Genomic DNA, 1826 nt, shown 5'->3' with positions numbered 1-1826 from the left:
GGTGAACTTGGCTTCGGCGTACAGACGTGTGCGGCTCCGACCGACCGGGCAGGGCGCGCGGCGTACTCCAACAGCTCGAGCGGCGGCCAATTCGGAGGTGTCACGGGACACCGCAGCGGCGTTCGGTGTTCTCGCAGCGGCAGTCAAACAGTGAGGTCGTTCGCCACGGCCCCGGTACAACGACCTGTGGATCGCCGCGCAAGCGATCGAACACGGCTACGCGTTGATGACCTTGAATAGCGCGGACTTCGCTGACCTGCCGGGGCTGCGCCTCGTCATTCCGGAGTAAGACCGTGAAGTAGTGCACATTCACCACGGTCCCCTCGCCGATAGTCGAATGGTCACCGGCACGGACGAAGGCTCGGCTGACCGCGCCCCGGATGTAGCTGCGTTCGGGCCCGCTGCACGCAGGCGCGCTCGCGGCGGAATGCCGTGCCCTTGCATGCCGTCCCCGGCGTGCGCAAGCGCCACCCATCGGCGCGGACATCGGCGGGCGGCATGCGACGAGATCGGTTTGACCTTGACGATAGACAGGGCATGTCCCTGTATCGGCTCACCGTCTCCGTCCGGAAACGTTCACCGCATCGTCGGCAGGCGTTGGTTCTCGTCTGGGTGCAGTGCTTCGCAAGCTAGCGCGTCTCACCATGGCTGACCAACCACAACAGCTGACCCTACCGCCGCCGCGTACCTACACCCGCACCGACTTCACGTCGCTGCGCGCTCTCGTGCAGCGCCTGCCGGCGGCTCCCATGGCGCGGCTGTACTCCGATCCGGAGCGCTCGCCACACGCGGCCAGTGCCGACGCGATGGAGCGGTTTCTGGGCACGATGCGCGACGACCCGGTGCACCTGCGCTGCTGCATGGCTCGTCGGTCCTGGCCGATCGCCTGCGAGCGTCGATCAAGCAGCACGGCAGCGCGAAGCTCACGGCGATAACGTTGCGCATGGTCGAGCAGGCGTCGACGCTGGCGGCGTCCCGCTGGTCACCGTCCGGTGCACCTGTGGTTCGGGCCGCTGATCGCGCAGCGCCTGAACGGCGAGGGCATCGGCACGCTCGGCGCGCTGGTCGACTACTGTAATGCCCGAGGCGGCAGTGGCGCTACTTCGAGCACCTCGCCGTGCCCGCCGAGTTGTCGGGCGCGACGGGCCTCAATCGAGCGGCCAGCTTTGCGTTCATCCGCGCCGAGCACGATCTCGAGGCCGTGCACGCGTACTTGCATCGCTATCGTGACCGGCCGACGACCCTGCGGGCCTACACGCGCGAGCTCGAGCGACTGATTTTGTGGAGCGTGGTGGTCCGACACAAAGCGCTGTCGTCGCTGAGCGTCGAGGACTGCGAGGCATAAAAGGACTTTTTGCAGGCGCCGTTGGCGTCGTTCTCGGGACCGAAGCGTCCGCGCACCAATGGTCGTTGGCGGCCGTTTTCTCCTGACGGCCCGTCCGCCGACGGTCAGGCGTATGCGGTGCGCGTACTGCGCGTCGCGTTCGCGTGGCTGGTCGAGGTGCGCTATCTGGCCGGTAATCTGTGGAGCGCGGTGCATGAACCGGCGACCATCGCAAGGGAATTGTCGGTACAAGTCCATCGGGCGCTGCCGGCGAAGCTATGGGCGCAGGTTCGGGCCGCACTCGACGCTCGCGGCGATAGCGTTGGTGGGATAGAGCCGGAGCCCGGTGAGGAGGCTCGGCGGCGGCGCGCTGCGCGCGCAGCCATTTTGCTGATGGGCGATTCCGGGCCGCGGCGCGCGGGGGCCATGCTCGCGCGTCGGGAAGACCTAGGCATCGGCGAGACGACCGACGATCGGCGATCGCCGCGCAGCACGTCGTCGG

Annotated in this window: 2 protein-coding genes and 1 pseudogene; all 3 read left to right on the top strand. The window is 67.7% G+C overall.

Features of this window, described 5'->3' with window-relative positions:
• The first annotated feature begins 644 nt into the window (after positions 1–644).
• Positions 645–935 (top strand): hypothetical protein, encoded by a 291-nt coding sequence (locus AWB74_RS46275; protein WP_143749542.1) that lies wholly within the window; start codon positions 645–647, stop codon positions 933–935.
• Between the two features lie 182 nt (positions 936–1117).
• A complete protein-coding gene (locus tag AWB74_RS48095; RefSeq protein WP_061152771.1) occupies positions 1118–1345 on the top strand; it encodes a hypothetical protein in 228 nt (75 codons plus the stop codon).
• A 21-nt stretch (positions 1346–1366) separates the two neighbouring features.
• Positions 1367–1826: pseudogene (locus tag AWB74_RS44310) on the top strand (integrase); the annotation flags it as partial.

The sequence above is a fragment of the Caballeronia arvi genome, from assembly GCF_001544695.2.
Lineage (GTDB): Bacteria > Pseudomonadota > Gammaproteobacteria > Burkholderiales > Burkholderiaceae > Caballeronia > Caballeronia arvi.
This window is presented reverse-complemented; position numbering and strand designations above follow the sequence as displayed.